Source organism: Trichodesmium erythraeum IMS101 (assembly GCF_000014265.1).
Lineage (GTDB): Bacteria > Cyanobacteriota > Cyanobacteriia > Cyanobacteriales > Microcoleaceae > Trichodesmium > Trichodesmium erythraeum.
The window spans coordinates 2,376,164-2,401,657 of record NC_008312.1 but is presented as its reverse complement, the minus strand read 5'-3'; the positions used below and the strand labels follow the sequence as shown (position 1 = coordinate 2,401,657).

At 33.5% G+C, this 25,494-nt stretch carries 15 protein-coding genes; 8 read left to right on the top strand and 7 right to left on the bottom strand.

Annotation, left to right across the window (positions count from 1 at the left end; translation table 11 throughout):
• The first annotated feature begins 1,007 nt into the window (after positions 1-1,007).
• Positions 1,008-2,555 carry a DNA-processing protein DprA gene (locus TERY_RS07275; RefSeq protein ID WP_011611226.1) on the top strand — a complete coding sequence of 516 codons (1,548 nt, stop codon included), beginning with the start codon at positions 1,008-1,010 and terminating at the stop codon, positions 2,553-2,555.
• A gap of 144 nt (positions 2,556-2,699) precedes the next feature.
• Entirely contained in the window at positions 2,700-3,854 is a 1,155-nt protein-coding gene (locus TERY_RS07270; protein ID WP_011611225.1) for a DUF58 domain-containing protein, read from the top strand.
• A gap of 636 nt (positions 3,855-4,490) precedes the next feature.
• On the opposite strand, the gene TERY_RS30195 is transcribed toward TERY_RS07270, so the two are convergent.
• Positions 4,491-6,929, bottom strand: coding sequence for an SUMF1/EgtB/PvdO family nonheme iron enzyme (locus tag TERY_RS30195; RefSeq protein ID WP_196797240.1), 2,439 nt, complete (start codon positions 6,927-6,929; stop codon positions 4,491-4,493).
• Positions 6,930-8,375: 1,446 nt separating this feature from the next.
• On the opposite strand from TERY_RS30195, the gene TERY_RS07260 reads away from it, so the two are divergent.
• Both TERY_RS07260 and TERY_RS07255 read left to right on the top strand, forming a co-directional pair.
• Positions 8,376-8,741, top strand: a complete 366-nt coding sequence (locus tag TERY_RS07260; RefSeq protein ID WP_011611223.1) for a ferredoxin-thioredoxin reductase catalytic domain-containing protein — start codon at positions 8,376-8,378, stop codon at positions 8,739-8,741.
• Positions 8,742-9,323: 582 nt separating this feature from the next.
• Positions 9,324-9,722 (top strand): DUF309 domain-containing protein, encoded by a 399-nt coding sequence (locus tag TERY_RS07255; RefSeq protein WP_044137246.1) that lies wholly within the window; start codon positions 9,324-9,326, stop codon positions 9,720-9,722.
• A gap of 385 nt (positions 9,723-10,107) precedes the next feature.
• Here TERY_RS07255 and TERY_RS07250 read toward each other — a convergent pair whose 3' ends face one another.
• Positions 10,108-11,070, bottom strand: a complete 963-nt coding sequence (locus TERY_RS07250) for a DNA polymerase III subunit delta' (protein WP_011611221.1) — start codon at positions 11,068-11,070, stop codon at positions 10,108-10,110.
• Positions 11,071-11,285: 215 nt separating this feature from the next.
• Positions 11,286-11,963, bottom strand: a complete 678-nt coding sequence (tmk, locus tag TERY_RS07245) for a dTMP kinase (protein ID WP_011611220.1) — start codon at positions 11,961-11,963, stop codon at positions 11,286-11,288.
• 65 nt (positions 11,964-12,028) lie between these two features.
• Here tmk and TERY_RS07240 point away from each other — a divergent pair, with 65 nt between their 5' ends.
• A complete protein-coding gene (locus TERY_RS07240; RefSeq protein ID WP_011611219.1) occupies positions 12,029-12,373 on the top strand; it encodes a hypothetical protein in 345 nt (114 codons plus the stop codon).
• Between the two features lie 529 nt (positions 12,374-12,902).
• Here TERY_RS07240 and TERY_RS07235 read toward each other — a convergent pair.
• The gene (locus tag TERY_RS07235; protein WP_011611218.1) at positions 12,903-15,224 is read right to left on the bottom strand and encodes a heavy metal translocating P-type ATPase; all 2,322 of its coding nucleotides are present in this window, start codon (positions 15,222-15,224) and stop codon (positions 12,903-12,905) included.
• A 1,432-nt stretch (positions 15,225-16,656) separates the two neighbouring features.
• Entirely contained in the window at positions 16,657-17,547 is an 891-nt protein-coding gene (locus TERY_RS07230) for an alpha/beta fold hydrolase (protein WP_011611217.1), read from the bottom strand.
• 639 nt (positions 17,548-18,186) lie between these two features.
• Here TERY_RS07230 and TERY_RS07225 point away from each other — a divergent pair.
• Positions 18,187-19,800, top strand: a complete 1,614-nt coding sequence (locus TERY_RS07225) for a TonB family protein (RefSeq protein ID WP_011611216.1) — start codon at positions 18,187-18,189, stop codon at positions 19,798-19,800.
• A 386-nt stretch (positions 19,801-20,186) separates the two neighbouring features.
• Entirely contained in the window at positions 20,187-20,351 is a 165-nt protein-coding gene (locus tag TERY_RS34740) for a hypothetical protein (protein ID WP_196797239.1), read from the top strand.
• Positions 20,352-20,392: 41 nt separating this feature from the next.
• On the opposite strand, the gene TERY_RS07215 is transcribed toward TERY_RS34740, so the two are convergent.
• Both TERY_RS07215 and TERY_RS07210 read right to left on the bottom strand, forming a co-directional pair.
• Positions 20,393-22,402: a hypothetical protein gene (locus tag TERY_RS07215; RefSeq protein WP_044136548.1), complete on the bottom strand. Its 2,010-nt coding sequence runs from the start codon at positions 22,400-22,402 to the stop codon at positions 20,393-20,395.
• Entirely contained in the window at positions 22,399-24,150 is a 1,752-nt protein-coding gene (locus TERY_RS07210) for a hypothetical protein (RefSeq protein WP_044136545.1), read from the bottom strand. The genes TERY_RS07215 and TERY_RS07210 overlap by 4 nt, the downstream gene beginning before the upstream one ends.
• A 608-nt stretch (positions 24,151-24,758) precedes the next feature.
• Between TERY_RS07210 and TERY_RS07205 the strand changes: the two genes are divergently transcribed.
• The gene (locus TERY_RS07205; protein ID WP_011611213.1) at positions 24,759-25,463 is read left to right on the top strand and encodes a cyclic nucleotide-binding domain-containing protein; all 705 of its coding nucleotides are present in this window, start codon (positions 24,759-24,761) and stop codon (positions 25,461-25,463) included.
• Positions 25,464-25,494 lie beyond the last annotated feature (31 nt).

Below are 25,494 nucleotides of genomic sequence, written 5' to 3'. Positions count from 1 at the left end.
AATATAAATTTGATTAACTTAAACAAAATTTGTAAGAGTAATTTATTACAGCATATTTGAGGTTTATGAGGTACGCCTACGTGGGTAAGATACCTGCATTACATGATTTTTACTATTGACCCTGTACATCATTTGTCCAAAATTAGCTGTAAGTCTAAAAACTAAAATGTTAAGGTATGTGTAGTCTGACTTCAAAAAAAATTAGTATGATAGATGTTTATTAAATTAGTATTAGTATTTTTTTGATAACTATAGCAGAAAGTTTTAGGCATAAATATATCCAACTAATTCTTCTATAAATTATATGTTCAAACTTAAGTCAGTTTAATATAACTTTTCTACTTACTTACTTTCTTTTTTTTCTTAGAAGGGGTTAGAGACTTATAAGGGTATATTTTTTATCTTTGATATTAAAGTTGATAAAAAAATTTGAGAAGATGAATGGATGAAGGCTAGAAGAAATTTTTAGCTATGTTATTGTATAAAATCAAATATACTTTTGTTGATATTTTATACTGAATAATAGTGATTACTTACCCCTTTGTTAAAAAATTACTCTTATAACACTAAGGGTCAAAAATAATGTCATAAATAATATTATAAATAGTTTAAAACTTTAGATATCAAATAATTTCCTAAAATTACTGTAGGGTCAAAGTTTTATGCCGGAAAAACCTAACCTTTAACTTTTAAACTTTAACTTTTAAACTTTAACTTTTAACTTTTAACTTTTAACTTTTAACTTTTAAACTTTAACTTTTAACTTTTAAACTTTAACTTTTAACTTTTAACTTTTAACTTTTAACTTTTAACTTTTGACTTTTGACTTAGGTGAAATGGTATAAGGGGTTTAGGTTTGGGTCTCCTAGTTCTTAAAAAGATTTAGAAAGCACATCCTAAGTAGATTCTTTTTTTTGAATATTGTTATGTGAATTTATTTCCTTTCAACTATGTTTTTTTGCTAAATAATAAAATAGAGATACCTGCTCAAAAATTATCCAATAAAAATGCTTAATCATGTTTTATCTTCAGATGCACAAGTGACTTTATTATTATGTGCTAGTTTTGGTCAAAATAGAAATATACAGCCACAACCTTTAACTCTAATTGAGTATAATATAGTTGCTAATTTTTTAATTAAAAATCAAGTTAGACCAGGATATTTACTAAGTAAAAATGGATTAGATATACTACCAAAAATTAATGATAAAAAATTAAACTATGAGCGGTTAGTGGCTCTATTGGAAAGAGGTGGAATTTTAGCTATTACTCTGGAAAAGTGGGTGAACCAAGGTTTATGGGTACTTACAAGAAGTGACCAAAATTATCCTATAAAATGGAAACAGAATCTGCAATATTTGGCTCCTGTAATTATTTATGGTGTAGGAAATATAGAATTATTGGAAAAGGGTGGATTAGCTATAGTGGGTTCTCGTGATATTAATGAAGAAGAAGTTGAATATACAAAAAAAGTTGGAAAAGTTTGTGCGTCTGAAGGTATTAATGTAATTTCTGGGGGTGCAAAAGGGATAGATCAAGAGGCAATGTTAGGAACTTTAGAGTTTGGTGGTACTGCTGTTGGAGTTTTGGCAAATAGTTTAAATAAAGCGTCTGTTTCTAGAAAATATCGTGACAGTATTAGGGCTGATAAACTAACTTTAATTTCTACTTATGACCCTGATGCGGGATTTAGTGTTGGTAATGCTATGGGTCGGAATAAATATATTTATGCTTTATCTGATTATGCTTTAGTTGTAAGTAGTAGTTTCAATAAGGGTGGTACTTGGGCTGGGGCTACAGAGGTGTTGAAGAAATATAAGAAAATACCTGTATTTGTGAAAGTTCAAGGAAAGGTAAAAGAGGGAAATAAAGCTCTTTTGGATAAAGGAGCAAGGTCTTTTCCTTTTGATCCATGGGATGGTAATTTAAAGGATTTTTTGGTGGGTTCAAAATGCGATTTAAAGTTGTCTGAAAATATTTCGTTGATAGAATTAGAAACTCCAGTTAATATATCTGCAAAAACTGCTAATTTAAATGTTGAAACTAAGTCTAATTTATCTATTTATGAAGGAACTAATCCAAGTATTTATGAGAAAGTTTTACCTATTATACTGAAAAATTTAATTCGGCCACAAAAGGCAAAATCTTTAAGTAAAATATTAGATGTGAGAGTTGGTCAGTTACGTAATTGGTTAAGTCAAGCCTGTGATGAAGAAAAAATAGTTAAAGATGAAAAAACAGCAATATATAGAATTGTTGCTGAAACTAAACAATATCAAAATTATCAAATTTCAACAGAGGAATTAAATGTTTATGAAATGGTGTTGCCAATTCTACTAGATAATTTAAATAAACCACAAAAAATTCAAGATTTAGCTAAAATTTTAAATGTAAATAAAAGCCAATTAGAAGATTGGTTAAAAATAGCTAAAACAGAAGGAAAAATAATGTTAGAAAAGAATTCTAATGTTTATGTGATTTACCAAGATATCAAACAGTTATCTCTTTTTGATAGAGTGGAAGATGAAGATGATGAGGAAGGGTTAGATTGGTAAAATTATTTTTAAACAATATCAATAGGAATGATTTACCATTACTAGAAACCGGGTTTATTGCTTTGATTATTGTTTTTGACTTTTCTTGAAATGTCTAACTATTAGGCTTCTCGGTTAGTGCTAATAAATAAAATAATTTACTAAATGAAAATTTACGACAAAATATCTGACTGGTTAGAAATTAATTGGGTTAAACCCGCCTATGGGGGTGGGTTACTCGGAGTATTGTCAATTTTCTTCTTTGCTGCTGCTGCTAATACTATGGCAGGATGGTTATACTTAATTAGTGCCATTACTTTCGCACTGTTGGGAGTAAGTGCTCTTTTGCCTGGGCGATCGCTACGTGAAATAAAAGTACGTCGTGATCGAATTCAACCTATAACTGTGGGTGATAGTTTAGCGATCGCTTTAACAATAGAAAATACTACTAACAAACCACTGGCTTTGCTACAAGTCCAAGATGAAATTCCTTTTGTATTAGGGAAACCAGTGCAACAAGCAATAGAGGTTATTCCCCCTAAAGAAAGTTACCATTGGGTTTACTACCTTCCTACTAAAAAAAGGGGTATATATAGATGGCATTATCTTCAGCTTAGAACTGCAGCACCTCTAGGTCTCTTCTGGTGTCGGCGTAGTCGAAATGCTAAAGCTACTGCTATTGTCTATCCCACGGTTTTACCTTTGAGTCGTTGCCCGATCTTGGATGAGCTTGGTGAAGAATATAGTCGCCAACTTCATGAACATAGTCGTTTTGAAATGGCTTCCCAGGGACTAACTCGGACATTAAGACCGTATCGGTTTGGAGACTCTAGTCGTTTGATCCACTGGCGGAGTAGTGCACGTTATGGGGAGTTGCGGGTTCGAGAGCTAGAGGTATCTAAGGCTGGTGAAGAAGTTCTAATTTGTCTTGATAGTGCTGCTGAGTGGCAACCTGATAATTTTGAGGCTGCGGTGACTGCTGCTGCTTCTTTATATTTTTATGCTAACCGCTCTTTGTTAAATGTTCGACTTTGGACAGCTGCTACTGGGTTGGTTTATGGTAATTTGGCTATGTTGCAAACTTTGGCTGGGGTTAGGTTTGGGGAAGAGGTGGTGGTGGGAAACCCACCGGAAAAGCCTTTGGTTTGGTTGACTCAAAATTCTCTGAGTCTGAGTTCTCTTCCTCCTGGGAGTAGATGGTTGTTGTGGTTAGATGAGTCTGTTGGTTATGCAGCAGAAACACCAAGGATGCAATATTGTTCTGGTTTGAATATTAGTTCTGATCAACCTTTGGAGTTTCAACTTCAGTCTAGTGTTTGAGGGAGTCAGGAAAATTGACTTAGTTGAGAATTTACCTGATAAAGCGATATCATGAGTTAGTTGTATCAAATAATAATGTGGTGAAATTTGTCAAACCTAGAGAAATTTTGGGATATCTATAGACCGCGATCTAAATATAAGTATTAATTTAAGAAATGCGGTCGGGCAAGACCTATAAATACCTGTGGATGAGTAACTGCCGACAGCTTCAGTAGAAGCTGGAAGTAAACATTAATTTGTCAAGCTATATGAAGCTTTGTATTAGCTTGATAAAGCAGTAGGCAAATATTACAAGACTTACCCATAACTTCTATAGTTGTGGCAAATGGCGTTTGTTTTCTGTAGCTCAACTTTGGAGGGAGTCGGCGGCTAACCTTGACCTGAGAAAGAGTCCTCCCCTACAGCAGTTTTCATTTCAGTAGACTACAGTAGGGAGTATCCATAGAACCTCCCTACACATCCACTCCCTCACTCTCTTACTCTCCTACTCAAGAAGTTGTAGCCCAGACTTATCAATATTGTGGTACTTTTTTATATAAACACTACATTGCGTTCAAAAATTTCGATCCGCTAAAGCGAGAAATTAAAGGAAGAAGAAAAACAGGATAAAGAGCAAAAAGGGAAAATAGAAAAGGGTCAGAAAGTTCTCCTGCTATTGCAGACAACACGAAAACCAAAATCGTAGTTGTGGACGTCACGCGGAAGAAAGAGGCTGCGGATCGCAGAACGGCAATAATAAGGACAGTATACCCAGGAACCCCCCCGCAGTGGAGAACGATTTTTATTTCCATCTAGCCAAACACTGCCATCTGTAGGGGCACCATCATAGTTGTCATGCCATTCATCAGCGCACCATTCCCAAACATTCCCGTGCATATCATATAAACCAAAGGCATTAGGTGGAAAAATTCCCACATATGTTGTTTGTTGTCGATATTTTCCTTTAGGACCATTACCGTAAGAAGAGTTGCCATAATAGTTAGCGAAGTCAGGTGTTATGGTCTCTCCAAAATAAAAAGGTGTTGTTGTTCCTGCACGACAGGCATATTCCCACTGACTCTCACTGGGCAGTCTATAGTCTCTTCCCGTTTTCTGAGATAGCTTTTCACAAAACTCTGTAGCATCGTGCCAGCTTACTGTTTCTACTGGGCATCTTCCTCCTCTAAACCTAGAAGGGTTATTTCCCATAATGACTTGATATTGGTCTTGAGTTATAGGGTATTTACTCATATAAAAAGGCTGAAGAGTTACCCTATGTTGGGGACCTTCATCACTGTATCTACCTACTTCTTCTGTTGGCGAACCCATGAGAAAACTTCCCCCAGGAATATAAACTATTTCCAATTTAATGTCATTACCCAAGTGTTCGATTTTTTGTTGAGCCCTTCCCTGAGTACGACTAATAATATTACCAGAATTATTGAGTCTTACAACTTCAAAAGTAAATACCTGTCCTTTTTCTGATTTTTCCTGCTCACTATAAATATATTGTAATTTTTTGAGTTTATCTAGAGAGTTTTGATACCACCTTTGATTTTGTTGTTCTTTGTATAACTTGGCAGCTTTTTCAAAGTCTGATATGACTCTTTCAATATTTCTTTGAGTCTTGTAAACAAGACCCCTGTTGTAGTAGGCTTTAGCATATTTAGGCTTAAATTTAATAGCTTGGTTAAACTCAGCAAGCGCCAAATCATATTTTCCCTGGTTATTGTAAATATTACCCCTGTTGTAGTAAGCTTCAGCATATTTGGGATTAAGTTTAATGGCTTGGTTAAACTCAGCGATCGCCAAATCATATTTTCTCTGGTTATTGTAAACAATACCCCTGTTATTGTAAACTTTAGAATATTTGGGATTAAGTTTAATAGCTTGGTTAAACTCAGCAAGCGCCAAATCATATTTTCCCTGTTTATTGTAAATAATACCCTTGTTATTGTACACTTGAGTATATTTGGGATTAAATTTAATGGCTTGGTTATAGTCAACGAGCGCCAAATCATATTTTCCCTGGGTATTGTAAACATTACCCCTGTTGTAGTAAGCTTCAGCATATTTGGGATTAAGTTTAATGGCTTGGTTAAACTCAGCGATCGCCAAATCATATTTTCTCTGATTTCGATACTTAAGGCCTTGGTTAAAATAACTTTCAGCATTCTGAATTAAAAATTTTGTGATAGTCTGATCTTCTCTAGTGGGAAGAGGCAAAATAGCAACTGATGTTTTTTTCTTTTTCCAAATTTTCTTCCAAGGGTAAACATATTGGTCAAAAACTATGAAGAAAAAACATGCCAACAATAGCAAAACAAACGCTTGCAGAATTATCAAAAATGTGGGTCTCTCCAATATGTCTTTAACCTCCGGCGATACCATCCGCAAAAAAGTCGAGATCAAAACTCCCTCTCTATCTTCATCAACCTTGGTCAACCCCAGGTGAATACCCACCAACTGCCCTGCTTCATTCAAAACTGCTCCCCCACTCATCCCCTTATATAAACCATTTTCAAGTTCAATAGGTTTATAAGTCAAATTATTTCCCATCTGTGAGTTAGTCACCTTAGCGCGAGTAAACTGAAAATTCTCCCTATTATCATATCCCGGCCAACCCGCCACATAAACTTGATTATTATCATCTAGCTGACTCACATCCCCTAACTCCATCACTCTATAATTAGTGAAACTAGCAAACGCTATCAGAGCTAAATCTTCTTGTGGGTAACGGTTGATAAATTTTAAACCAGTCACTTCTCCTGCTTTCCCTAGCTTTTTACTGCGAATAAATACATAAAATATATCATTCATATTAAAAATATGATTAGCAGTTAGCACATAATAAACAAAGTCTTTTCTACCAATAATTACTCCGGAACCTTTAAGAATATATTTATCATCTCCGACCAAATAACCCTCGCTCACAATCTCAACCATAGTTTGTTGTGCTAATCTATTTAAAGCACTATAATTCTTAGGAGTACCTGATTTTTTAGCAACAAAAGTTAGTTTTTCTGGTTGTGATAATTGTTTGTTCATAAAAGGTATTTTATCACAACTAACTAGGGTTAATGTTGTTAGTAACATTGTAAACTTTATCGTGTATTTCATATAAATAAATCCGCCTATAAACTGTAATATTTGATCTAGGTCTAGTCAGATAAGTTTTTTCAATATTTTGATATTTGAGCTTTAATGACAGCATTGGATCGGGCAAATGATGTACTGCTGTATTTTGTGAAAATCATGTAGTGCAGTTATCTTGCCCCCGTCGCTGTACCTTATAAAAACGGAAACGGTGTAATTAACAACCATAATTTTTGAGCCTGACTTACCCAAAGAGACTATCATATTTAATCTTAGGGGTATGATGTCCCAAGTTAGGGGAAAATAGAATTTGTATATCAAAATCTTAGAGTTTTTGATTACATTTCATTCCTGATTCCTATAATTTCCTTAACTGTGAAATTTTTCCAAATTTATTATAGCATTAGTGATTGCAGTTGATCACCATATTACCTCCTAAAATCTCATATTTATTTTCATAAGATTTAAGAAATTGTTATTGAATATCTCTTACGGAAGAAGCAGAAATAAAGCATTTTTATTTTTAATGATTATAAATTTCTGGGTATTATATTGATTAATTTTATCGACAAATTAGTAGGCAATTCAAGACAGAAAAATATTCTATTTTAAGAATATAAATCAGAGCTTTCATACTATTCTCAAAATTAGGTAATATTTGGAGCGATCGCTTCACCTATATATTTCCAGATAAATATTTCCAGATAAATATTTCCAAATAAGTATTTCCAAATAAACTTCAAGCTTAAAATTGTGGAAATTTAAATAAAATTAAAATGAGAAACTTTTTTTTAAGAACCAAAATTCCCATAATTAACCTAGTAATAATCGAATTTAAGAGTAAGCTATAGTGGTTTTATCTGCTGCTAATTCACCTTTTGTTGCTTTGATTAACTTTAATTTATTGATGAGCTATCTGGTCGAATTTTTCGAGGTAATTGCTAGTATTTTTTTGTTCAATTTTGTGAAAATTTTATATTAACTTTATTAGTTATTGATATTACGGATCAATAACTATAAATAACTATCAATAAGTATTTTTCTTGATTAATGGATAGTGATAAATATATTCTCATATTTATTAATATGGGCACAGCTATGTATAATTACTTATTACCATTTGACCTAAATTTTTATTTATAGAGATGTCGAATAAACATACACTTTGCCTCCTGCAAGTAAGTTTTTTCCCAATACTTTTAATTTTTATCAAAGATATCAATACTAATTCCTGCCCTCAAGATCATGAATTTAAAGCTGATAAATGATAACTGATCACTGATCACTGAATATTTATGGTATATTTTTTTTAGGAGTTGACAAATTTAATTATATATAGTAAAGGAGTAGATAATATGAGAAACTTGTAATTTAATTGACTTTAAAAATAGCATTATGTAGTAAAATTAACAGAACGAACAAAGATCACCATAACAAACAAATATTATGACCCTAGCCACAGAGAAAAAGAACCTATCTAGTGATAAATCTTTGAATGCGATAAAAAATTTCGCGGAAAGATATGCAAAAAAAACAAATACTTATTTTTGTATAGATCCTTCCGTTACTGCTGTAGTAATTGAGGGATTAGCTAAACATAAAGAAGATTTGGGCGCTCCCTTGTGCCCATGTCGTCATTATGAAGATAAACAAGCAGAAGTCAAAGCTACTTATTGGAATTGTCCTTGTGTACCAATGCGGGAGCGTAAAGAATGTCATTGTATGTTGTTTTTAACGCCAGATAATGATTTTGCTGGTGAACAACAAGAAATTACTCAAGAAGATCTAGAGTCAACTAGAAAAAATATGTAGGTTGAAATTTTGAAGGAAGAAAGAAGAAAGTTAATCAACTTAGAAGCTATAGCTTAGAAGCTACAAGTCAAAATTTATTTTGATCAAGGGGATTTTGGGCCCATTCTCTCAAGCTGAAGTCAGAAGTCAAGGCTACCTTTACTCTCCAAAGGAGATAATTTCCATTCTTATATACATTTTTAGCTGTGACTAATTTGAAAAGTGCGAATATCCTCGGGGCACTAAGGACTTCTATATAAGACATCCGGCGCTGTTGTAAACCAGCGTCAGGATAATGTCAATTTTCTTTTTTCTTCTTATCAAAATATTAGGTTTTAATTGCTGAATAATTTTGTATATTGAAGAATGATAATAAATTTTCAACTATCTGTTAATTGAGGAAAAACCCTATCAAAAAATCCTAATCCTGGGACTGGTTAGGGGAGGATCCTCTGCTATGAGTAAATATGGAAAACTTTTGATAAATGGTATAACTCTTATAGAAAAAAAGTCTGTGCTAAAAAGGTTGGGAAAAAATGATAAAGTTGATAATTGATATGGAATGAAATTCAATTTTTAGTATTAATTGTTGATTTAGTAATCATGACTTCTAAACAAGAAAAAATTCCCCAAGAATTTTGGCAGGGAATAGGAGAGTTTAATAAACAAGAATTTTATAAATGCCATGATATTCTTGAGGCTTTATGGCTGGAAGCTGGAGAGCCTGAACGAACTTTTTATCAAGGTATTTTACAAATAGCAGTAGGACTTTATCATGCAGGAAATGAAAATTGGCGTGGTAGTATGATGTTATTAGGAGAAGGTATTAGTAAATTACATTATTATCAGCCTAGTTATTTTGGGATTAATGTGGATAAATTATTGATAGAAAGTTGTGAATTATTAAAATATTTGCAACAGTCTGGGCAGGAAAATTTGGCTGATTTTGTGCGATCGCACAAAAATAGTAAGTACCCCAAAATATTAGAGCTAAAAGATTAATTATCTGCTAAATTACAGTAGTTTTAATGTCGGTAAACCACAATAGGGAGGTTGCATTTAGGGAGGTTGCATGTGAGGACATTCCGTGCAACTTCCCGACAAGGTTGTAGTTATAGCGATGTAGTTGATAAATTTGAAAAGCGCTGTAATGGTTTGGTTCAAAAACTAAATAGAATTTGCTGAAAAAGTTTTTTTTAAGAGTAGGATACCCACTCCTAAACCCGACCAGGGTTAAAATTAGGGGAGTGTTAGATCAATTTCAGTAGTTTTCTCCTCAACAGCTATGGAAAATTTTTCGGAAATTCTAAAAATTCTAATATCTTTCACCACTTATATTCTCAAAAATTTTAGTCGTAAATACCCAGGCTACTGGGTCTAAAAAATTTCAACTTGAACAAATAGCCATTAAGGTACATTCCCAAACCAACCTAGGTTGTACATAGGACAGTAAATATGTTCTTGCCATTTCCAAATGTTTCAGACACTCCACTCCAATTAAGGGGTGTTGTCTCCAATAACAATGCTGTAAATAATCTATCAACCATAACTGTGCTTCCGTATCTAAACTTTTACTAATATCCCGTGCTAATGTCAATGCTTGAGGAATATCTCTAATACCCTGAGTTGCAACTTCAAGAATATCTGCTGGAATTTGTTGTAGTTGCTGCCAACAAGCGATCGCTTCTCCAGGACTTCCTTGAGCCATTTCCATGACTTCTGGCTGATCTAAAATTTTTCCATAACCCACCTTTTCCAAGACTAACTTCATATTCTCCTGAGTCAAGCGATAAAAGGGAATACGTTGACACCGGGACACCAAAGTTGGCAACAATGCATCAACTCCAGGGGCAATTAAAATTAAGGTTGCTCGTTTCCCTGGCTCTTCCAAAATCTTCAATAAACCATTGGCAGCATTTTCTCCCATTGTCTCAGCTTGTTGCAACACCACAACTGCTCTTGCTGCTTGTAGGGGAGGACGACTCAGAAATTGACCAATATCGCGCACTTGTTCTAAGCGTATTTGAGGAGGGGACTTACGTTTTACCCCCGCTGCAGCTGCTTCTGTTGCTGAAAAAAGCTTTCCTTGGTGTAAGTATGTTGGCTCTAACCATAACAGGTCTGGATGGTTTCTTTTTTGGATGCGGCTTTTTAGGGATGAACTATTTGGAGGGAAAGAGTTGGTATGAGAGAATAGAAGTTGGATAAAACATTGAGCAGTTAAAGCTCGGCCGACTCCTGGAGGTCCAGCAAATAGATAAGCTGGGGCAATGCGTTGATGAGCCATTGCTTGGGTTAATAATTCTATGGCTTGGTTTTGCCCGATAATATTAATAAAGTCAAAAATCAAAAGTTAAAAGTTAAAAGTTAAAAGTTAAATGAACATAAGATAATTTGCTGAGGCTAGACTACACCAACAGGAAATCCTTTTCAATAATAGATTATTACAGAATATTTTAGGTTTATAAGGTAAGCTCACTCAGACAACTTCCCGCACCACATAATTTTCGCGAAATCATCTGTATATTTATACTCCATAATAATGACAAAAAAACTATCTTTTAATCAAATATACTTCCATTCTACTAATTTTTGCATAATAATTGCTTGAATTTGCTGTTGTACTTTTTCTCTAGTCAAGTTAGCATCTATTCGTACTATTAAAGAATTGTTTTTAGCTAACTCTTGATACCCTTGTTGTACCCGCCGATGAAATTCAATATTTGCTTGTTCCATTCTGTCAAAATTTCCCCTACTTTTAGCTCTAGCTAAACCAATTTCTACATCAATATCTAACCAAAAAGTTAAATCACTTTTTAAACCACCTGTAGCAATATAATTCAGTTGTTTAATTAATTCAACATCTAAACCACGACCGTATCCTTGATAAGCAATAGTTGAGTCAATGAAGCGATCGCACAGAACTATTGTCCCTCTTTCCAAACAAGGTTTAATCAAAGCTTCTATATGTTGCGCTCTATCTGCAGCATATAATAGTAACTCAGATGTTTCTTGAATTTTTTCTGCCAATACATCTGGACTTAAAAGTAATTCTCGTAAAGCTTTACCTAGTTTTGTTCCTCCCGGTTCTCGGGTGATAACTACTTCTAAATCTAAATCTATAGACTTTGGCAAAATTTGCCTCGACTCTCCTGTTTCTAATAACCAATCTTGTAAAAGTTCAATTTGAGTGGTTTTACCCCCTCCTTCTACACCTTCAAAAACTATAAATTTGCCTATCATTATGTAAGTTCTAATTAATTAATTATATTTAATTTTAAGTGTTTTTTCTCTGATTGGAGTTTTTTATGGCTTACTATACTGCTATATTGACTATTGCTGTCAAGATCGAAAGTTTACAACCAGTTTTTACAGAGATATTAAATAATTGTGGTTGTGAAATTATCTATACCCAAAAATACTATTTAATGGCTCGTGAATTTCCTGGCCAAGTTTCTTTCTCCCAACTTGTCACTATAGAAATAACTCTTTACAGAGTAACTAATAATTCTGAAAATATCCAACTAAATATAGTTACAAGAAATGAAGAACTCCCTTTAAAATCAAGTAATCATTGTAGTCAAGTATTTGATTTATTAACTTACTTGATAGTAGAAAATTCTAATTGGGAACTTTTGGAAAGAATTATTTAAGAGAATAGAAAATAGGAGCTAGAAGGGGGATAAAATTATCCTCTCCTTTCCTTATATAGTAGTCACCATTACTCCCCTAAACATTTTTACCATTCTTAACTTTAGTCCATGCTCCGAATTTTTAGCAGTTTTCATTATTCAAAAATACAGATATTTTGGTTTCAAAACAAAAGCCGTAAGTTTTGTAGTTATGAAGTCAAAACTTTGAGCATACTAAATTTAGTTACTATAGGCTTATAAAGTAAAGCATAATATAGATATCTATCTATAACCAGCTTTTTATTCCAAAGATTTAGTATAACTTCTAACTTCAGCGCCGCCAGTAAAAGACTTAAGAAAAAATCTATATTTACTCAAACTTATACCAATTCAGTTTAAAGATGTCACAAATAATTTCTTGAAATTACTGAGAGGCTCAAAGTTTTGAATTTTTCAAATCTTAATGCATCAATGTATCCATGTATGACATTCGTAAAACGGTATTACCTTATTACCTATATTCTCAAGCTAGAGACACTACTACAAAAATCTAACAGTTCCTATTGCGTAATAACAAAGAATTAGTCACAACACTCACCGAGCTAAAAGCCATCAAAGCACCTGCAGCAGAGGGATTAAGAATAATTCCCAAACTAGGCAACAATACCCCCATCGCTACAGGAATGCCAACAATATTATAGGCAAAAGCCCAAAATAGATTTTGACGAATTTTGTTGAAAGTAGCGCGACTCAGCTTAATAGACTCTACCACATCCATCAACTTATTCTGCATCAACACAATATCAGCAGTTTCCATTGCCACATCTGTACCAGTTTGCATTCCAATACCCACATTTGCTTGAGCTAAAGCAGGAGCATCATTAATACCATCTCCTACCATTCCCACCTTCTCACCTTTTGACTGTAAAGCAGCGATCGCCTCTGCCTTTCCTTCAGGTGGCACTTCTGCTAACATATTCTCAGCAGTTAAACCTAACTGTTGAGCAATAACTTTGGCAACACAGGCACGATCGCCTGTTAACAACATTACTTTTAAACCTACATCTTGCAGACTCTTGACTGTTACCAAAGCATCATCCCGTAATGTATCACTAACTTCTATAAGCCCAAGTAATGCTCTATCAAAACTAACATAAACTGCTGTTTTATCGGTTAAAGTAGGAACATTCTCTGGCTCTACAACAATTTGATAGTTTTTCAACCATTCTAAATTTCCAACTAAAGCAAGCTTGCCATCTACAATAGCAGATGCTCCTAAACCTGGCTCAGTATAAAAATCAGTTGCTGATAATAACTCCACATTCTCTTCCTGTGCTTTTTGTAAAATTGCTTCTGCCAAAGGATGACTCGTACCACTTTCCACAGTAGCAGCAACCCTTAATAATAATTCTGGGTTATTTCCGACAATATTTGTGACAGTGGGATGCCCAGTAGTCAAGGTTCCAGTTTTGTCAAAAACGATAGTATCTAACTCATGCACTTTTTCCAATACATCCCCACCTTTAATTAACAAACCTCTTTGAGCTCCCACACTCGAACCTACTAATATGGCGGTGGGTGTTGCTAAACCTAAGGCACAAGGACAAGCAATAACTAAAACAGCGATCGCCAATTTCAAACTCAAAAGTAGTGGAGAAGTGGAATAAGTCATTATCCCTTGATGACTAGATGTCTGCAAAACTTCAGACCAAATATTAGTACCGACAAAATACCAAAATAGGAACGTTATAGCAGCAATAGTCATTACCCCATAAGTAAAATACCCTGCCACAGTATCGGCTAAATTTTGAATTGGTGCCTTTCTAGTTTGGGCTGTTTCGACTAATTTGATAATTTGAGCTAAGGTAGTTTCCGAACCTGTGTGAGTTGTCTGCATAACTATAGTGCTAGACTTATTAATAGTTCCTGCCGCTACATTACTACCAAATTCTTTAACTACAGGTATAGACTCCCCCGTCAGCATAGACTCATCTACAGTAGTTTTGCCATCACATATTTTCCCATCCACAGGAAATTTTTCCCCAGGCAGTACTTGTAAATATTCTCCCACTTTGACTTGTGAGGCCGGAATTTCTAAAGGCTCAGAAGAATTATTGTTGCACTTGGGTGCAGAAACTAAACGTGCGGTTGCTGGTTGGAGTGCAATTAATGAATGTAGGGTAGATGCTGCCCGATATCTAGCTTGTTGTTCTAGGGTTTTACCTAAAAGGATGAAACCAAGGATCATTACAGGTTCGTCAAAAAAGCATTCCCATCCCAACTCGGGAACTAGTAAGGCAACGATACTAGTAGTATAAGCTGTGACTGCTCCTAAACCAACTAAAGTGTTCATGTTTGGCGCGTTGCGTGACAGACTGCGAGCACCATCAATAATAATTTCTCGCCCTGGTACTAATAGAGCTAGACTAGCTAATACTGCATGAAACCAAATATTTCCCAGAATAGGAATTTCTGAACCAATGAAGTGGCCTAAATGTCCGATGCTTGACAAAATAAGTAGTAAAGAAGCGATCGCTATACGCCAGATCTGTTGTTTTATTTCTTGGCGATGCCGTTCGGTTTGTTTTTGAGCAGCGTAGTTTTTGGAGTTATCAAGCCGTGGTTGAGTTGGAAAACCGTTATCTGTCAGTTTTTGGGCGAGAATGTTTGGGTCGATCTGGTCTTTTTCACATTCAACAGTTGCTACTTCGGTTGCTAGGTTCACGCGAGCGGAGATAACTCCTATTTGTTGGTTGAGTTGCCTTTCTACTGCTTTAACACACCCGGCGCATTTCATACCACTGACATCAAGGGTAATGGTTTCTGGTAGGGAATTATGAATTGTTGTTTCTCTTTTAGGGGTAACTTGCATAAAGTTTTCTCCAATGATTTTTTAATTTTTTTATTCTAATATAGAAAATATAGAAAAAAAGTAATAACTGTTTAGTTATTAAACCTATTTTTTTAAGGTTTTTAGGGCTTAGGCAGAAACCAGTTGGCTTAAGGATATTTCGTGATTTTAAAAATTAGGGTAATTAACCCAGTTTCTTGTTTGGGTAATACTTCTGTAAGTTTCTTGTTTGGGTAGGACTTCTGTAAGTTTCTTGTTTGGGTATGTAAGTACTAATTTTATTTAGTTATCAATAGTTACCTATTTCTGATTTACTATTTACTATATAGGAATTTAAATTATAAATTAAGTATATTATTTATCTATTTTGATTGGTTTAGTAATGTAATCTAATGCTCCTAATTCCCACTTATTCATTTTACCTTTGTCTCTGAAAAGCAGTCATAAAAATCACAGGAATATCTTTATTTCTTTTAATTTTACAGGTAAAAAAAATCAACTACCCCCCCACATGAAAAAAATTGAGATAAATAAGAAAGAATAGAGATACTTTCTATTGCTGGTTTTAAAAAATGCTGATAATCAATAGGCATGAAAATATTAAAATCATACTTTCAAAAAAAAATAACTACTGATTTTATATTAATTTAGTGATAATAGAAAATTAAAATTATGGTGTTTATTGTAGTATTTTTACTATTATTTTTTACCATATAGCAATTATATCTAATTTTTGAAACTGGTGGGCTGCAGAGAAAAACAAAAAGTAAAAATAATCTTGAGCTTTTTTTTCAAAATGCTAGTAATTTTTTATAAATGATTGAATATTGCTATAGTAATTTAAGTAATTTACTTGATACCTAATTATAATTTTCTGAGATTTTGATCTTTATTTATTGGGTTTGAAATCCTTAAAGAAGCAGTCAATACTTATAACATTTTTTTTGATGCCAATTATCATAGATTAATATTAACTTTTTTTCAAACTTTATAATTTAAGTAATTAACACAAAAATCAATTTCTTTTCATAATTAATACTAAGTTCATATTGATTTTATCAATATTGTAGGGAAATTATATCTAACCTCACTAACTATCCGCATTCGGATACTTCAAGTGAAAAATAAAAGATTTTTTGAGAAATAATATTATCTAGTAGAAGAAACTTTTAATCCCAATTAACTTTAAATATGTTACAAATATTTGCCAACTTTAAATGTTAAATAATTTACCGAAATTACAGGAAACGTCAAAGTTTTGAATTTTTCAAACTTAATACATAATTATATAATTTTCCTGAAAAAAAAAGGTATCATCCACAACTGCTAAAAGCTGTTAACATATTTCCTCCATCGGAGTCTGGCTGTTTAGGTTTTCGGCTGTCGCCAATATGAAACCCTGGGGAAGAATGAATGGGTAGCATCTTGGTAGAGAAATACTCAAAACTGATAGCTAATTAATTGTTAATAAAAACTCACTGACAGCTTTAACAAATTCTGCCGTTGACTCATAAGGCAAGACATTTCGCCCTGATATTTGATTACCTTTTGCTTGAGGCAAATATTTTAAATAAGTGTTTATTCTTTGTTCTGGAGTTTCAATTGTATCTGTTTTACTAATAGTTGATGCTTGACTCCCTACTAATACTAAAGTAGGCTGATTAATTTCAGAGATCGCCTGACTAAAATCCTGTCTCCAAAAACCTGCTAAAAAAGAAAAAACTGCATATTTACTTTGGGGATTTTTTGCCCCTTTTTCTAAAGTATCTAACCATTCTTTATCAACTTTATTTGCATTAGCAAATAGTTGTTTTTTTGAAAAAGATTCTAAAAATTTTCTCCTGCGTGCATAACCATAAAATGCATTACCAACTGGGGAATTAAAAAGATTCCATATTAATTTTTTTTGGATGGGTGAACCAGCCTTTTGCATCAACTCAAGTGGAGGGGGTCCAGATAAAATTAAACCAGAAATTAAACTTGATTTTTGTTGTAGTTTGACTAGAGATATAGCAACAGGAAATAAAGCACCTTGCACAACTAAAATTACTGGTTTTTGCACAATTGTCTCTAAAAAATATTGTAATTGTTCAGCCCAGTCTACAGGGTAATATGCCACTGATGGCATATAACTTTCACCACACCCTAATAAATCTGGATTATAAATAGAATTTGGTAAATTTTCTGACTGCCATAGAGAACAAAATCTATGCCAAAAATATTTAGATAAACCAACACCAACTGGATGTATTAATAGCAAAGATGCCCTAGTAGTAACATCCTCTTTTTGCGGATATAATTCATAAGTACAACGATTTCCTTTCCAAATATAAAATTTTGTCATAAGTTCAATAAGAGAAACATTTATTACATATATTCGTAAGTCGGTAGGTTTAATTATTCCTAGAATAGCAATGTAAATTCAAAGTGCTCAAAACCAGTTAATAATTTGCCTGTATGGTTCTTTTCCAAATTTTTTGTCAAAACGTAAATCTTTATCCTACCTATTCAGATAAATCAGGACTTATGCAGAAGAACAATACTCTGCTGTGAAAACGAAACACCCCTAAAGACGCTGTAGGATTTAAGATTTTACCTAAGTCTTGTAAATATATCATATTTGCTCAAAATAAACTATTATAATTTTAAGTATTTTACTTTTGGAATACTTCACAAACAACTAGCTGTAAAGGATTTTAATATTATCAATGTCTGAACTATTTTTTGTAGTGCTATACTTATTCATATCATCATAATCAATAATTTGAGTGGACAAGGCTTTTCATGATTAATAGACCATAAAAATTAGAGCGTTGTATACCAAGTCCTAGAACAGGTTATCATTTTTTTATGTTTGCCACCTAAAAACTGTTGTCAAAATCAATCTCTAACCACAAAAATAACATAACTTATTTATAAAGATATTATTGCTTTTACCTTAAACTACACCCATTTTATTTATCAACAGAGGAGTTTCCTACAAATGTCCAACTTTTCTTCCCTAGAGCTAGATCAGCCTATCGAAAAATCCTATGTAATAAACAGCCTCCGTCAACCAATATGGATAGCACTCTTGACTTCTGTAATTATCCATACTGTTTTAGGGGTTAACTTACCAAAACTATCCCTATTCTCCAAGAAAGCTAAATTACCACCAACAGTAGGATTTGTTGAATTAACACCAGAACAACTCGAGCGTCTTCCCCAACCAGAAGAACCAGAAATTACATTCTCTGAAATGCCCGTACCAGAGAACTTTTCCCCTGTTGCACCACCAACTCCAAGTGAAGTACCATTTGTTGCCGAACCTCCATCTTCAGAATTGCCAACAATACCATTAGACCCCTCAGACTACAACTTACCAGAATTACCACCCCTAGACCCTACTAATTTATCCTCTCCTCTTCCCTCTGTTTCGACTCCTTCTGTTTCTAGGCTGCCTAAAAACTCACTGCCATCAGAATTTTCCTACAATTCACCCATACCAAGTATAGCACCATTACCAATAGCTCCAAGATATCAACCCACACCACCTAATACAATTCCTCCACTTATACCGACATTTCAACCTAAACCTAAACCACCACAAATTCCAGAACAAAATCAAATAAATGAATATCAAATTAGACAAAATTTAAAGTTGACAGACGACGTTTATGAATCAGGTTTATCTCGTCGTCCAACTCTAGAAATAGATCCCACAAATGGAACTTCTGTCAATGGAACTTCTGTAGGTGAAAACTCAACTAAGAAATCATACTTAGACGGTTTACAAAAGCCTCCACAACGTTATCAAGATAAAGTTAAAAATCAACAAGATAAAGTTAAAAATCAAAATGCAATGAATAATAAAGAAGAAGATGATACCAATAACGTTCAACCACTAAAAACACCTTTACCTCCAGACCCGACCAAAAAAAATAGATTGCGAGAAGCACCAATAGTTACACAATTACGGGAAGGAAAGACTATAAAAGAAATAGTACAGGAAACACAAAAAGAAAAGGTTGTTGCTACCCCAAAACTTAGTAAAGCCCCAAAGTCTGAACCTGTTGCTCTTACTCCTAAACCATCTCCAACTCCAGAAAAAGCAGAAGAACCTAAAAAAGATTTACCCTCAAACAATTTTGAACAACTACAGCAACAAAAGGTTACTGATGCTTCCCCACTTCTACAACCGCAACCAGAATTTAAGGGTTCATTGTTGCAAAAACTACGGCAAAAAAAGCTAACAAATGCTACCGTTAATGAGGAGTCGCAGTCAAGGGAAACATCTGTAGATGCTGCACTTGCTTATGCGAATTGGGCAATAGAATTAGGAGTAGGTAAGGAAATTTCGACTCACGCGAAAGCTATTCCTGATATTTATCCAGAAGCTGCTTGTGAGCAAAAATTGGAAGGTAAAGCTCTGGTGGGGGTTTTGGTTGATCCAGATGGTAGTATTAGTAAAGGACCGAAGTTGCTCATAGAAAGCGGTTTTCCAATATTAGATAACGCTGCTTTAGATGCTGTAAGCAAGGAGTCATTTGATAGTAGTAATAAGCCTAAATTATATCGGTATGAGTTTGATTTTGATAGTTCTAATTGTACTAGTTAGGGAGTAGGGAGGAATAACTGAGTTGACAATTTACTAATCTATAGGGTTTTGAATACCCTAGTTATTTATTCTTTGTGAATGTGGTCAAATTAGTCGACTCGTTATTTTGCTGCTGAAATAAGTTAGAGTTAATGTACTCACTAGCAAGTAAAATAGTACAGCGCGCAGCCACAGAATAAATGGTATTAAAAAAACTAGCAAGACAAAGATAACCAACTTAGGAGTTTCGTGGCTGTTCTTGATCAATACTTTTTCTGATAATGAAGAGCAAATCTATTTCAAAAATTCCACACGCTCCATCCCACAAGCTATAAAACTTAGGGAAGTTTTTCTATGATGACATTTGCAAAATTCCCTTCCCAGTTCATTGCTTGATTTTGTCTGGTGTGAAATTATTCAATTTTACATCTAGGCAAGAGTCTCAAATTCTACAGCATCAAACTGAAGATCGACTTAGGTCCTATGAAGCAATGGATGCTTTTCCTACAGGGATGTCTTTACTATTTTTTGAGTTGGTTAACATTAAATATAATCCTATTAACCTCTCATAGAGTGGGTTGAGGCTATATTTAAATTTAAAAAATAAGTTTCACTAAAGCCCCCTGAGAAAAGGTTCCTTAAACTTTTGCTTATTGCTGGTTACTATCTTATTTAAGTATTCTCTTACATATTCAGCTTGTTCATAATTTAACTCATATTTACTACTATCAATTTTTTGATCAAAAAGAGGATTTGCCTTTAAACTTTGATAGTAAAAATTTTGTCGAGAAACTTCACTTAATAGCATTAAATCTTCCTCAGAAGGGATTAAACCAGGAGGTAATTTCCCATCTAAAATAGCCTGAACTTTTTCTTGGCAAACACGAGTATTTATGCCGCGTTTTTCTAATAACTGAAAAACTTCTTTCATAGATAAAGGATAATATGAGAAAACTTCCAATATCTCCCAAAGTAGAAAATAATCATTGTATTGTTGCTCAGGTATATCTAGAAGTTGTGGATAGAGAGGTAAGATAGCTAAACCATAAGCAACTCGACCAATAGCTAACTTAATATTTTCTGCCTGAGATAAATAATTATTCCCCCCCTGGTGATTTTTTTGCCCTAAATCTAAATTTTTAGACTCAGCTTTTACATCTTGTACAATAATTGCGTTAGGCAATTTTTGACGTAACCAACGAGCAACCGTCGCCCAACAACCACCACCTCCAGTACAAACAGCCCGGTTAATTCCCACAGGAGATATTCCCACCTTAATTAAAAAACTATTTAACTCTTGATTTAATTGCTTAACAAAAGGTTCCAATACCTTATTTTCCAAGTCTGTTTCTTGTAAGTACTTTATGCGATCGCCTATATTTACAGTGAACTCTTTTTCCCATGGCAGAATTAACTTTAAATTATGAGCTGTTACTAATAATTCTTGCCTATAAGGCGAAGTTTGTAACCACTGCCGTAGTTGATACCTAATTGACAAATCTGGATAACCTGGACGTGGCCATAACCGACCAGATTTTTCTTGACTCTTCCCTAAACTCTCCACATTGTCATCTTGTAATAACAATTGACAAATAATATCTTGGTCTAAAGCATGACCCCCATAAGCAAAACTATGACAATGAAAATTAGAGTAGGTTAAATTTTGCCCACTTTCTGGTAAACTCATCAAAGTGAATTCTGTCGTAGTTGCCCCCACATTCACAATTAAAATTACACCCCTTCTGTATCCTGAGGTAGTGAAATTGTTCGTATCTTTTTCTGCTGAAATGAACTCTGATAAACCTGTAGCGATCGCATCCTCAATCAAAACTATCTGAGTAACATTTTTCACCAAACCTGCTTCTAAAACTGCTTCCCGAAGATTAAAGCGATAAGCTTCTGGCCAACTTGCCGGATAACCCATAACTACAGACCTTAATTGTGCTAAAGCTGAGACAAAAGCTTCATAATTCAATCCCACTGCACCACAAACATAATCATTAGTCATAACTATTGTTTGAGTATCCTTCTCAATTAGAGAAATAGAACTTTGGATATTACCTTGAGGTTGAAGGGTAGCTAATAAAGTTACTAACCCTTGCTTAACTAAACTAAGAGGAACTTGGTGTTTTTCAGACCACTGTAAAACAGGTTCATGAGCAGTTGAAGCATAAAAATTAGGAGAAATTTGAAAAGGTTCTTCTAGTTTATTCTGTAATTTTTGTTTTTTAAATTGAACTACAACGTAAGGAATAGTAGCTTTTAAACTCTGCTTAAAACTTTGTAACAATAAACATTTTTGTTCTATATTTCCCTCTCGATCATTGTCAGATATTTCCAGATGTTGAGCTATATAAACAATTGATGGTAGCCTATATATTTTTTGAGTCGAGCTAAAATCAGTTTTAACTTTTTTTGTAGAGACAGTAAATTCTAGATTAATTTCAGGAATATTCAATTCTGGTTTAACATCTACAAGCTCCCAATAAATAGGATAAACTTCCCCACTTTTCCTATTAAATAACGCTGCGGAAATACTAGTAGTACCAAAATCAATTCCTAAATACCATGGTAAAGTTGCCTGATCTAGTGTTATATCAGCTTCCATTTCTAATGAACTCAAATTTTTTTTTCTGAATTTTTTTTCTCTTGAAGTAAAGTTTCTAGAGGAGAAAATTCCTGATTATCTGTTTCCGTTATTTTTTCATCTATTTCTAATCTTGAGTCATCCAAAAAATCTTCTAGAGTTACTTTATTTGTTGTATTTTCTGCTGAACCATAAATATTTTCTTGTTGACTCGTTCTGGATTTTTTTTGCTCATCAACACTTATGAACAAATCCTCTAAATTAGTAAATTCTGCTTCTGAAGTCATAACCAAACTATCCTCAGAAAACCCGGGAGTATTTTCTGTTAAATCTCCATTCTGATATTCTTCTAATTGTAATTTAGTTTGCTCCTGATCATCTATTAATTCATTTCCATCAATTTCTTCTAAACTATCTAAATCAGAACGCAAACATTGTAGAGTTTGATTATCTAATAAAAATTCCTTAGGTTTTTTATCAGGTTCTTCTACAGGTAATAGACTTTGTCTTAGAGATTCTTGAGTATATGTATCTTCTTCTAATTGAGCTGTGGAAATTTTGAAATTTCGTTGATTTTTTGTAGTAGTAATTAATTTGTTATTTGATTCTTTATCGACTTCTAGCTTTCCAAATAAGTTGCTCAGAGATTCTAGGACTTCAGGATTGTCTAAATTGTCTCTATTTTCTGAGGCATCTAATTTCAATTCTGGGACTATTGGTACTTCATCTTTTATTGTTAAAGATTGATTTTGATAGTTTTGATTTTCTATATCATTATCATCAAAACTAGGAGGTTTTAGTCCAGCATAAATTTCATTTGGATATTGATGAGTTTTAATAGTTTCTAAATCTTGCTTTTCGTTAATCTTAGACTTATCTTCTAGAGAAAATGCTTGACTATTTAATTTTTCTAATTGATGCTTTTTTTTTTCTGTTTCTGTTGTTTTTGATTCCATCTCTACATTTCCAAAAAACTCATAACCTGGATAAGGCAATGGGAATTTATCTATTGGTTGATTTGACCTATCTATTTGAGGGGATAGCTTTTTATTTTGATAATTTTTATCATTCATATTTGCTTCTGTATTATTTTCTTGAGTTTGCTTTTTTTGCTCACTATTATAATTATTTGAATCATCAATCAATGAGTGATTATATTTAGAACTTTCCTCTAGTTTATCCTCGAAAATTTTTATCACTTCAGAGGTTTCCATATCCTTCATATTCTGTAGGGAAATATATTTTTTAGAGGATAAACCACCTTCAGCAGGAGATAAATATTGAGTTGCTAGGCAAAACAAATGTTCAACCAAAATTTCTTGTATCTGGCCAAGTAAAACTTGAGAAAACTCAAAAATAATTTGCTCTTGTTTAGCGTATTGTTGAGCTAGAGAAGAATTTTCCTCTATTTGCTTTTCAAGTCCCCTAATTTCTTCTTGCAGAGCTTGCCGTTGTTTTTTAAGTATGGTGAAATCTTCCTGTATATATTCGTTAATAGGGGCAAAAAACTTTTCTATTAGATGTTGTTTAATCTGAAAGTCAGTAGTGTCTTCTGAAGCTAAATCTGTGTCAATAGAGGGTAGCTGTAAATTGGAGCTATTATCTGGGTCTTCACTCAGATAGTCTAGAGTTTCCTGTAGTATATGTTGAGATTTTTTCAGTGTTTCTTCAATAGTTTGACAATAACTTTCGGTACTAGATTGACTTAGTACCTCATCTATCTCAAAGATTATTGATTGAATTCGGTTACTCTGCTTTTTCAAAATTACTACCCCTTTAATCACCAATTATTAGGAATCATAGAACTTATAAAAGTATAATCTAAGTAAATTTTTTTCTTTCTTTTCCCTAGTGGATATACAATATTTAAATAAACTTTATCAGAGTAATTCCATCCTTTTATTTTATCTATAGTTAAAATATTTAGATGATGGTGAAAACAAGGCAATATTAATGCAGTATTTATAGCTCAAATATTATTCCTTAATAAGCAAAATATTTATCATTAAATATCAGCAATCATTACCACATATATCATTTATAGCCAAAGTTACCCTAAAAAATTATAATATCATATATTCAACAGCTTTATTTAGCTTATAGAATTGCCCAATCTTGCTCATCATAGACAGTCATGATCAAAGTCAAGAACTACAATTATTTATTTTTATTATAGAACAAAGCAAATAGAGTATGGACATTTATACATTTTTAAACTTTTCTCTTTTTTAGTGATGATTTCCCCAGTTAACCGTGGCACTATAGTCTATAGACTTTCAAATTATTAAAGTTAGGTAATTTTATTAATAAAAAATATATTGGCTTTCATTATTAATTTATAATTTACCTCTAGTCTAAATCCCCTGCCCTAATTAGTAGAACAGATAACTTCATGGAAGATAGGTACAGTCACAACCCCCAGTCAAATATAAAACAACTAATACTGTCCACACCATTTTTTGAGAGCTTACCAGAAAAGGCATTAAAAAAAGCAGTGATTCACTTGGTCAGCCGTCAACATCCAGGGAATCAAGTAATCTTACTGGAAAATGATTGGGGATCTTCAGTATACTTTATTTTAGATGGGTGGGTAAAGATTCGCACCTATAATTTAGATGGTAAAGAAGTAACACTAAATATTTTAGGCAAAGGAGAATTATTCGGAGAGATGGCAGCTTTAGATGAAATACCACGCTCTACTGATGTAATTACTCTAGCTCCTACTTTAATTGCTAATATGCCAGCTCAGGACTTTGCTTATCTCATTAATACTGAACCCATAGCAGGAATCCGATTAGCTCAATTAATGGCCAGACGTTTACGACAAGTAAATCGACGACTTAGATTACGAGAAGCAGATGCTCAGGCAAGGGTAACAGATATTTTGCTCTTTCTAGCAGAAGGCCAAGGTACACCTTCCCAACAAGGAATAGAAATTCCTAATTTGCCTCATAGAGAGCTAAGTAGTTTAAGTGGTTTGGCCAGAGAAACAGTAACTAGAGTCTTAAGTAAGTTGGAGAAAAAGTCATTAATTAAACGCGAGCGCGATATTTTATGTATTCCTGACCTCCACGCTTTAGAACGTACACTTGTTTAAAAGTTAAAAGCCAAAACCCAAAACCAAATCA

Coding starts and splice junctions, on each gene's coding strand:
- tmk (WP_011611220.1), bottom strand. CDS start 11,963: ATGATAGGCAAATTTATAGTTTTTGAAGGTGTAGAAGGAGGGGGTAAA.
- TERY_RS07260 (WP_011611223.1), top strand. CDS start 8,376: ATGACCCTAGCCACAGAGAAAAAGAACCTATCTAGTGATAAATCTTTG.
- TERY_RS30195 (WP_196797240.1), bottom strand. CDS start 6,929: ATGTTACTAACAACATTAACCCTAGTTAGTTGTGATAAAATACCTTTT.
- TERY_RS07225 (WP_011611216.1), top strand. CDS start 18,187: ATGTCCAACTTTTCTTCCCTAGAGCTAGATCAGCCTATCGAAAAATCC.
- TERY_RS07205 (WP_011611213.1), top strand. CDS start 24,759: ATGGAAGATAGGTACAGTCACAACCCCCAGTCAAATATAAAACAACTA.
- TERY_RS07230 (WP_011611217.1), bottom strand. CDS start 17,547: ATGACAAAATTTTATATTTGGAAAGGAAATCGTTGTACTTATGAATTA.
- TERY_RS07240 (WP_011611219.1), top strand. CDS start 12,029: ATGGCTTACTATACTGCTATATTGACTATTGCTGTCAAGATCGAAAGT.
- TERY_RS07235 (WP_011611218.1), bottom strand. CDS start 15,224: ATGCAAGTTACCCCTAAAAGAGAAACAACAATTCATAATTCCCTACCA.
- TERY_RS07270 (WP_011611225.1), top strand. CDS start 2,700: ATGAAAATTTACGACAAAATATCTGACTGGTTAGAAATTAATTGGGTT.
- TERY_RS07255 (WP_044137246.1), top strand. CDS start 9,324: ATGACTTCTAAACAAGAAAAAATTCCCCAAGAATTTTGGCAGGGAATA.
- TERY_RS07275 (WP_011611226.1), top strand. CDS start 1,008: ATGCTTAATCATGTTTTATCTTCAGATGCACAAGTGACTTTATTATTA.